The 9,461-nt window shown below is 38.4% G+C and carries 8 protein-coding genes; 7 read left to right on the forward strand and 1 reads right to left on the reverse strand.

What is annotated here, in order from left to right; genetic code table 11:
* Positions 1-18 precede the first annotated feature (18 nt).
* From sufC to PAN07_RS03840, 6 genes are all read left to right on the forward strand, one after another.
* On the forward strand, positions 19-789 hold the full coding sequence (sufC, locus tag PAN07_RS03815) for a Fe-S cluster assembly ATPase SufC (RefSeq protein WP_142556978.1): 771 nt from the start codon (positions 19-21) through the stop codon (positions 787-789).
* A 27-nt stretch (positions 790-816) separates the two neighbouring features.
* Positions 817-2,079 carry a Fe-S cluster assembly protein SufD gene (gene sufD / locus PAN07_RS03820; protein WP_269797131.1) on the forward strand — a complete coding sequence of 421 codons (1,263 nt, stop codon included), beginning with the start codon at positions 817-819 and terminating at the stop codon, positions 2,077-2,079.
* A 10-nt stretch (positions 2,080-2,089) separates the two neighbouring features.
* Complete coding sequence (locus PAN07_RS03825; RefSeq protein WP_269797132.1) at positions 2,090-3,316, forward strand: cysteine desulfurase; 1,227 nt, start codon at positions 2,090-2,092, stop codon at positions 3,314-3,316.
* Positions 3,303-3,743, forward strand: a complete 441-nt coding sequence (gene sufU, locus PAN07_RS03830) for a Fe-S cluster assembly sulfur transfer protein SufU (protein WP_247929745.1) — start codon at positions 3,303-3,305, stop codon at positions 3,741-3,743. Before PAN07_RS03825 ends, sufU begins: the two co-directional genes overlap by 14 nt.
* Positions 3,744-3,800: 57 nt before the next feature.
* Entirely contained in the window at positions 3,801-5,213 is a 1,413-nt protein-coding gene (gene sufB, locus PAN07_RS03835) for a Fe-S cluster assembly protein SufB (protein WP_269797133.1), read from the forward strand.
* A 128-nt stretch (positions 5,214-5,341) separates the two neighbouring features.
* Positions 5,342-6,739 (forward strand): amino acid permease, encoded by a 1,398-nt coding sequence (locus PAN07_RS03840; protein WP_269797134.1) that lies wholly within the window; start codon positions 5,342-5,344, stop codon positions 6,737-6,739.
* A gap of 28 nt (positions 6,740-6,767) precedes the next feature.
* On the opposite strand, the gene pbp3 is transcribed toward PAN07_RS03840, so the two are convergent.
* Positions 6,768-8,009 (reverse strand): D-alanyl-D-alanine carboxypeptidase PBP3, encoded by a 1,242-nt coding sequence (pbp3, locus tag PAN07_RS03845; RefSeq protein ID WP_269797135.1) that lies wholly within the window; start codon positions 8,007-8,009, stop codon positions 6,768-6,770.
* 105 nt (positions 8,010-8,114) lie between these two features.
* On the opposite strand from pbp3, the gene PAN07_RS03850 reads away from it, so the two are divergent.
* Entirely contained in the window at positions 8,115-9,224 is a 1,110-nt protein-coding gene (locus PAN07_RS03850; RefSeq protein WP_269797136.1) for an AI-2E family transporter, read from the forward strand.
* Positions 9,225-9,461 lie beyond the last annotated feature (237 nt).

Raw genomic sequence — 9,461 nt, forward strand, 5'->3', positions numbered from 1 at the left:
ATTAAGAAAGGAATTAAGATGTCAGTAATTGAGATTAAAGATCTTCATGTTGAAATTGAAGGTAAGGAAATTTTGAAGGGGGTTAATTTAACCCTTAAAACAGGAGAAATTGCAGCTATCATGGGACCAAATGGAACCGGTAAGTCTACTCTTTCAGCTGCTATTATGGGGAACCCAAACTATGAAGTCACTAAAGGTGAGGTTCTATTTGATGGTGTGAACATCCTTGAATTAGAAGTTGACGAGCGTGCTCGTATGGGACTTTTCCTAGCTATGCAATACCCATCAGAAATTCCTGGAATTACCAATGCTGAATTTCTTCGTGCAGCTATGAATGCTGGTAAAGAGGATGACGAAAAAATTTCAGTGCGTGATTTCATCACTAAATTGGATGAAAAAATGGAATTGCTTAATATGAAAGAAGAAATGGCAGAGCGTTACCTCAATGAAGGTTTTTCTGGAGGTGAAAAGAAACGCAATGAAATTCTTCAACTGTTGATGTTGGAACCAACATTTGCACTTTTGGATGAGATTGACTCTGGTCTTGATATTGATGCCCTTAAAGTTGTTTCTAAAGGTGTTAATGCTATGCGTGGTGAAGGCTTCGGTGCCATGATTATTACTCACTACCAACGTCTCCTTAACTACATTACACCTGATGTGGTGCATGTAATGATGGATGGTCGTGTAGTGCTTTCTGGTGGTCCTGAATTGGCAGCGCGTTTGGAACGTGAAGGATACGCAAAATTAGCTGAAGAACTTGGCTATGACTACAAGGAAGAATTGTAATTCCCTCGTATCTTTTAGGAGAAGTAAATGACTAAAGAGAATATTAAACTTTTTTCAGAAATGCACGCCGAACCAAGCTGGTTATCTGACCTCCGTCAAAAAGCTTTTGATAAAATCGAGAGTTTGGAATTACCAGTCATTGAACGTGTGAAATTTCATCGTTGGAACCTGGGTGATGGAACGATTTCGGAGAATGAACCAACAGCAAATGTTCCAGATTTTACAGCTATTGACAATCAGTTGAAATTGGTACAATTAGGTACTCAAACAGTCTTTGAGCAAATTCCAGTTGAGTTGGCTGAACAAGGAGTGGTCTTTACAGACTTCCATTCAGCTTTAGAAGAAATTCCAGAACTCGTAGAAGAATTCTTCATGTCATCAGTCAAATACGATGACGACAAATTGGCAGCCTACCACACAGCATACTTTAACAGTGGAGCTGTTCTCTATATTCCAGACAATGTAGAAATCACAGAACCAATCGAAGGAATTTTCTACCAAGATAGTGATAGTGATGTGCCATTTAACAAGCATATTCTGATCATTGCTGGTAAAAACTCTAAAATTAACTATCTCGAACGTCTTGAGTCACGTGGTGGAGATAGTGCTAAGGCAACTGCCAATATCACAGTTGAAGTGATTGCACGTTCTGGTGCTCAAGTGAAGTTTGCGGCGATTGACCGTCTTGGTGAGAATGTCACTGCCTACATTAGCCGTCGTGGTAAATTAGGCAACGATGCAAGTATTGACTGGGCCATCGGTGTTATGAACGAAGGAAATGTTGTTGCTGACTTTGATAGTGATTTGATTGGAAATGGTAGCCATGCAGACCTTAAGGTTGTTGCTCTATCAAGTGGTCGTCAGGTGCAAGGAATTGATACTCGAGTGACTAACTACGGTTGTAACTCTATCGGTAATATTCTTCAACATGGGGTTATCCTTGAAAAAGCAACCTTGACCTTCAACGGTATCGGACACATCATCAAGGGTGCTAAGGGAGCAGACGCCCAACAAGAGAGCCGTGTTCTCATGCTCTCAGACCAGGCTCGTTCAGATGCTAACCCAATCCTTTTAATTGATGAAAATGATGTTACTGCAGGACACGCAGCTTCTATTGGACAAGTAGATCCTGAAGACATGTACTACCTCATGAGTCGTGGTTTGGATAAAGCGACTGCGGAACGCCTGGTTGTCCGTGGTTTCCTTGGATCTGTGATCGTTGAGATTCCAGTCAAGGAGGTTCGTGATGAAATGATTGCAACCATCGAAGAAAAATTATTAAAACGCTAAGGTGAATTTAATGTTAGATGCAGAAGCTATTCGAAAGGATTTTCCGATTTTAGACCAGATTGTCAATGACGAACCTCTGGTTTATTTGGACAATGCTGCGACGACACAAAAACCACTAGCTGTTCTGGAAGCAATTAATCACTACTATGAAGAGGACAATGCCAATGTCCACCGTGGTGTTCATACCTTGGCTGAAAGGGCGACAGCATCTTATGAAGCCGCTCGTGAAACCATTCGTAACTTTATCAATGCTGAGTCGACAAAAGAAGTGCTCTTTACCAGAGGTACGACAACTAGTCTCAACTGGGTTGCACGTTACGCAGAAGAAATCTTGACTGAGGGAGACCAGGTCTTGATTTCAGTCATGGAACACCATTCCAATATTATTCCATGGCAGGAAGCTTGCCGAAAGACTGGGGCAGAGCTTGTTTATGTATATCTCAAAGATGGAGCTCTGGATATGGATGACTTGCATTCTAAATTGACTGACAAAGTTAAATTTGTTTCACTAGCTCACGCATCAAACGTTCTTGGAGTGGTTAATCCTATCAAAGAAATCACACAAATGGCTCACCAAGTTGGAGCCATCATGGTAGTTGATGGAGCACAATCAACGCCCCATATGAAGATTGATGTCCAGGAGTTGGATGTGGACTTCTTTGCCTTTTCAGGTCACAAGATGGCTGGCCCTACTGGTATCGGTGTTCTCTATGGCAAAGAAAAGCATCTTGAACAAATGTCACCAGTTGAATTTGGTGGCGAGATGATTGATTTTGTTTATGAACAATCTGCAAGTTGGAAGGAATTGCCTTGGAAATTTGAGGCTGGAACTCCTAACATGGCAGGTGCTATTGGACTTGCTGCAGCAGTGGATTATCTGGAAAAGATTGGTATGGATGCCATTGAAGCTCATGAACAGGAATTGATTGCATATGTCTTTCCAAAATTGCAGGCAATTGAGGGATTGACTATTTATGGTTCGCAGGACTTGGCTCAACGTTCAGGTGTCATTGCCTTTAACCTTGGGGATCTTCATCCTCACGATCTTGCAACAGCACTTGATTATGAAGGAGTGGCTGTTCGCGCTGGTCATCATTGCGCTCAACCTTTGCTCCAATATTTGGAAGTCCCAGCAACAGCTCGTGCAAGTTTTTATATCTACAATACCAAGGCAGATTGTGACAAGCTAGTCGATGCTCTACAAAAGACAAAGGAGTTTTTCAATGGCACTTTCTAAACTAGATAGCCTTTATATGGCAGTGGTGGCAGACCATTCGAAAAATCCACATCACCAAGGGAAGCTGGAAGATGCTGAGCAAATCAGCCTCAATAATCCAACCTGTGGGGATGTTATCAACCTCTCTGTCAAGTTTGATGCAGAGGACCGTTTGGAAGATATTGCTTTTCTAAATTCAGGATGCACGATTTCAACTGCTTCTGCTAGTATGATGACAGATGCTGTTTTGGGCAAGACCAAACAAGAAATTCTAGAACTTGCAACTATCTTTTCTGAAATGGTTCAAGGTCAAAAGGATGACCGTCAAGACCAACTCGGGGATGGTGCCTTCTTGTCAGGTGTTGCCAAATTCCCACAACGAATCAAGTGTGCAACCCTGGCTTGGAATGCCCTTAAGAAAACAATTGAAAATCAAGATAACAAGTAAGACAAGTTTCTTTTGTCTTACGAATCAGTAGAAATGAAGAATGAAAGAAAGGATATTATGGCTGAAGAAAGAGTAGAACCAAAACCAATTGACCTTGGTGAATATAAATTTGGTTTCCATGATGATGTGCAACCAATCTTATCAACAGGTAAAGGATTGAACGAAGGGGTTATTCGTGAATTGTCCGCTGCTAAGGGTGAGCCTGAGTGGATGTTAGAATTTCGATTGAAATCTTACGAAACCTTTAAAAAAATGCCTATGCAAACTTGGGGAGCAGACTTGTCAGAGATTGATTTTGATGACTTGATTTACTACCAAAAACCATCTGATAAACCAGCTCGTTCATGGGATGATGTACCTGAAAAGATTAAAGAAACCTTTGAACGTATCGGGATCCCAGAAGCTGAACGTGCTTATCTAGCTGGAGCTTCTGCCCAGTATGAGTCAGAAGTAGTTTACCATAACATGAAGGAAGAATTTGAGAAGTTAGGCATTATCTTTACAGATACAGATTCCGCCCTCAAGGAATACCCTGACTTGTTTAAACAATACTTCGCTAAGCTAGTACCACCAACAGATAATAAGTTGGCAGCCTTAAACTCAGCAGTATGGTCAGGTGGAACCTTTATCTACGTACCAAAAGGAGTCAAGGTAGATATTCCGCTTCAAACCTACTTCCGTATCAATAATGAAAATACTGGACAGTTTGAACGTACTCTGATTATCGTTGATGAGGGAGCAAGTGTCCACTACGTAGAAGGATGTACAGCGCCAACATATTCAAGCAACAGCTTGCATGCTGCTATTGTAGAAATCTTTGCTTTGGACGGAGCATATATGCGTTATACGACTATTCAAAACTGGTCTGATAATGTCTATAACTTGGTAACAAAACGCGCTAAGGCTCAAAAAGATGCTACTGTTGAGTGGATTGATGGGAACTTGGGTGCCAAAACAACTATGAAATATCCATCTGTATACTTAGATGGAGAAGGAGCGCGTGGTACCATGCTTTCTATTGCCTTTGCTAATGCAGGGCAACACCAGGATACTGGTGCCAAGATGATCCACAATGCACCGCATACTAGTTCATCTATTGTATCTAAGTCTATCGCTAAAGGTGGCGGTAAGGTAGACTACCGTGGACAAGTAACCTTTAACAAGAACTCTAAGAAATCTGTTTCTCACATTGAGTGTGATACTATTATCATGGATGACTTGTCTGCATCTGACACAATTCCGTTTAATGAAATTCATAACTCGCAAGTTGCTTTGGAGCACGAAGCTAAGGTTTCTAAGATTTCAGAAGAACAACTTTACTACCTCATGAGTCGTGGATTATCAGAACAAGAAGCAACTGAAATGATTGTCATGGGATTTGTAGAGCCCTTTACCAAAGAACTTCCGATGGAATACGCTGTTGAGCTCAACCGTTTGATTAGCTACGAAATGGAAGGATCAGTTGGCTAGACTATATGAACAAAGACAGAACGAATGTTACATTTGTTCTGTTTTTTTAATAATTTTAGTTTATAAATATTCACATTTGAAACGATATATGGTAAAATATTACAAAAATCAGTAAATGGGGGATGAATATGAATATTTTTAGGACAAAAGATGTTAGTCTGGGTAAGACTGAAATGCATCGTCATTTGAAATTATGGGATTTAATTCTCTTGGGAATTGGTGCCATGGTTGGTACAGGAATCTTTACCATCACTGGTACTGCAGCAGCTACGCTTGCTGGTCCTGCTCTTGTGGTATCTATCGTGATTTCTGCAATCTGTGTATCATTATCAGCTCTCTTTTTTGCTGAGTTTGCTTCACGAGTCCCCGCAACCGGTGGAGCCTATAGTTATTTATACGCAATTTTGGGTGAATTTCCAGCTTGGATAGCTGGTTGGCTCACTATTATGGAATTCATGACAGCTGTTTCAGGTGTTGCTTCAGGTTGGGCAGCATACTTTAAAGGTTTACTAAGTAACTATGGAATATCGATGCCTCAAGCCTTAAATGGTACCTTTAATCCAGAACAGGGAACTTATATCGATCTCTTGCCCATACTAGTATTGGTATTAGTAACAGGACTAGTGCTTTTAAATTCGAAAGCTGCCTTACGTTTCAACTCAATATTAGTTGTATTAAAATTTTCAGCCTTGGCCTTGTTCATCTTGGTTGGAATTTGGTACATTAAACCGGAAAATTGGTCTGACTTTGCACCATTTGGTTTTGGTCAGATATATGGAGGTAGCTCTGGTATTATGGCAGGTGCTTCACTTATGTTCTTTGGTTTCTTAGGTTTTGAGTCCATTTCTATGGCGGTTGATGAAATTCAAAATCCACAAAAGAACGTTCCTCGTGGTATTGTTTTGTCTCTAACTATTGTATCTATTCTTTATGCCCTAGTAACATTAGTATTGACTGGTATTGTTCATTATAGCAAACTCAATGTTGACGACGCGGTAGCTTATGCTTTGAGAAATATTGGTATTGGTTGGGCAGCCAATTATGTGTCTCTCGTTGCTATTTTTACCTTGATTACCGTATGTATCTCCATGACTTTTGCTTTGTCTAGAATGATTTATAGCTTGGCTCGTGATGGTCTTTTGCCGCAAAGTTTTAAACAAGTGACAAAGACAAGTCGTATTCCAAAAAATGCAACGATTTTAACAGGAGTTGTCTCAGCTATAGCTGCAGGAATTTTCCCTTTGGCAAGTATTGCAGCCTTTTTAAATATTTGTACCTTGGCTTATCTAATTCTATTAGCATATGGAATTATCAAACTGAGAAAAGATAAAGGAATGCCAAAAGAGGGAGAATTTAAAACGCCACTGGTTCCAGTTTTGCCAATCTTGTCTATTCTAATCTGTTTGTCTTTCATGCTTCAGTATACACTTGAAACATGGATAGCCTTTGGGATTGCTCTTGTAATAGGCATTATTATCTACTTTACCTATGGATATAAACATTCCACTATTTTAGAAGATAAATAAAAAAATCGCGTAAATCGCGATTTTTTATTTATAATTTTTCGTTTACGAATCGAACAAAACTATTCCACCAAACTTTAAGGAAGATAGCTTTTTCTACATTTTTCTCTGCAACCATTTCAAAGCTAGGTTTATCAGACGTGATATAGCCTTGACCAACTAAATCCTTATCATCGTAGGTCAAATGACCAACGACTGTTCCAGCTTCTAGAGGTGCCGTAGGTAGATTGCTAGCTGGTGTATAACTGATGGATGATTGTGCCCGACTACCTAAACGTTGAACGATTTTAATATCTTCTTTCGCAACAGCCGTCACATTGTCATCTTTTCCATCCATAACTGGAGCTTTACTATCTTCATAACTTTCACCTTGCTTGACAACAGTTTGCAGAGCGTAGTTTGAGGAAATATAGTCTAAAAGAGCAGAAGTAGCTGTGAAACGAGCGTAGGGGTTACCAGCTTGAGTATTAGCATTAAGAACAACTGTAATTATTCTCATTCCTTTTTCAACCGTAGTACCAACAAAAGATTCACCAGCTTTATCAGTCGTACCAGTTTTCAGTCCATCGATACCACCACGGTGAGCAGGCATATCCTCTAACATAAAGTTCGTAGATGTGATAGTCATTCCGGCAAAGGTTGAAGTTGGCTTCTTAGTAATTTCTAAAACTTGAGGATATTTTAGAATGAGGTTACGAGCAACGATAGCCACATCATAAGCACTCAATTTGTTCTCATCATCTTTTTTTGAACCTGGATAAATATTATCACCAAGGGTTTCATTGTTAAGACCAGTTGTATTAACGATTGTAGCATCCTGGATACCCCATTCCAGCAATTTTGCTTTCATCATGTCTACAAACTCTTTTTCTGATCCAGCTATCTTCTCTGCGAGTGCAATAGCTGCACTATTAGCACTAGAAACTAAAGTTGCTTCAAGCAACTCTTCTACAGTATAATTTCGAGCTTCCAAAGGGACATTACTGGCTTCAGAATTAGTAGTGAGCTGGTATGGATAGTCAGAAATTTCAACTGGAGTAGTTAGAGAAATTTTTCCTTGCTCCAAGGCTTCATAGACTAGATAAACAGTAATCAACTTAGTGATAGATGCAATTTCGACGGGTTGACTTGCATCTTTCTCATATAAAATCTTACCAGTGTTAGCCTCTATAGCGATAGCGTGCTTAGCCGCTACATCAAAATCCTGCGCGTAAACAGGACTTGCAGTAGCCAATAACAGGGGTGTGATCAATGTTAAAATTAATTTCTTCATAGTAACTTTATTCTATCATAAAGAAAAAAAATATTCTTGATTTTATGACGGGGGTTATCAATCTTTTTTTAAATATGGTAAAATAGGGAGAAGAGGAGGTGGCATATGTTTCGGAGAAACAAATTATTCTTCTGGACTACTGAAATACTACTGATAACCTTAATTTTCTATCTTTGGAGAGAAATGGGTGCTATTATTACACCTTTTGCTAGTGTAATAAATACAATTATGATTCCTTTCTTATTGGGTGGTTTCTTGTATTATCTTACAAACCCTTTAGTTCAGTTTCTAGAAAAAAAATTTAAACTAAATCGAATTATTGGTATTTTATTGACTCTCTGTGGATTAGTCTGGCTGATTGTGATAGGCGTTGTTTATCTCTTGCCTATTTTAATCAATCAGTTGAGTAGTTTGATTAATTCTAGCCAAGATATATACAGTCGTATTCAAGATTTGGTAATAAAATTATCCAAATACCCAGCCTTTCAAAATCTAGATGTTCAAAAGACTATTCAACAGCTGAATCTGTCTTATGTAGATATCCTACAAAATATCTTAAATGGTGTTACAAATAGTGTCGGCAGTGTCTTATCTGCATTAGTTAGCACTGTCCTGATTATTATCATGACGCCAGTCTTTTTAATTTATTTCTTGCTAGATGGACATAAGCTTTTACCCATGCTAGAAAGAACTATTTTAAAGCATGATAGACTGAATATTTCTGGTCTAATAAAAAATCTAAATGCCACTATTTCCCGTTATATTAGTGGAGTTTCAATTGATGCAGTTATCATTGGATGTTTAGCCTATATCGGCTATAGTATTATTGGTTTGAAATATGCACTTGTATTTGCAATCTTTTCTGGTTTAGCTAATTTAATTCCTTATGTTGGACCTAGTATTGGTCTTATACCGATGATCATATCAAACCTATTTACAGATCCTCAAAAGATGTTAATTGCTGTGATTTACATGCTTATTATTCAGCAGATTGACGGAAATGTATTATATCCACGGATTGTTGGTGGGGTTATGAAAGTTCACCCAATAACTATTTTAGTTTTGTTACTATTATCTAGTAATATTTATGGTGTTATTGGAATGATTGTTGCAGTACCCACTTATTCGATTTTAAAAGAGATTGTGAAATTCTTAGTACGCTTGTATGAAAATCACAAGGAAGTAAAGGAAGTTCAAAATCAATTATCAGAATAAAGAATCAGATTTTTCTGGTTCTTTTTTCTTAAAATTTAATAGAAACTTACTTATTTTAAAATATAGGATTGACTTGTTAAGGATAGAATAAGAATAATTCACAAATTCTATGTAAAACACTTGCAATTTAGCTGAAATTTGATAAAATAGTAAGGAAAGTTAGACTGTATTGCCTACTGTCTATCTATAAAATATATTTTATTGGAGGCTTTTACTCAAATGGCAAAAGAAAAATAC

Source organism: Streptococcus sp. SM5 (genome assembly GCF_027497975.1).

Coding starts and splice junctions, on each gene's coding strand:
- sufC (WP_142556978.1), top strand. CDS start 19: ATGTCAGTAATTGAGATTAAAGATCTTCATGTTGAAATTGAAGGTAAG.
- sufD (WP_269797131.1), top strand. CDS start 817: ATGACTAAAGAGAATATTAAACTTTTTTCAGAAATGCACGCCGAACCA.
- PAN07_RS03825 (WP_269797132.1), top strand. CDS start 2,090: ATGTTAGATGCAGAAGCTATTCGAAAGGATTTTCCGATTTTAGACCAG.
- sufU (WP_247929745.1), top strand. CDS start 3,303: ATGGCACTTTCTAAACTAGATAGCCTTTATATGGCAGTGGTGGCAGAC.
- sufB (WP_269797133.1), top strand. CDS start 3,801: ATGGCTGAAGAAAGAGTAGAACCAAAACCAATTGACCTTGGTGAATAT.
- PAN07_RS03840 (WP_269797134.1), top strand. CDS start 5,342: ATGAATATTTTTAGGACAAAAGATGTTAGTCTGGGTAAGACTGAAATG.
- pbp3 (WP_269797135.1), bottom strand. CDS start 8,009: ATGAAGAAATTAATTTTAACATTGATCACACCCCTGTTATTGGCTACT.
- PAN07_RS03850 (WP_269797136.1), top strand. CDS start 8,115: ATGTTTCGGAGAAACAAATTATTCTTCTGGACTACTGAAATACTACTG.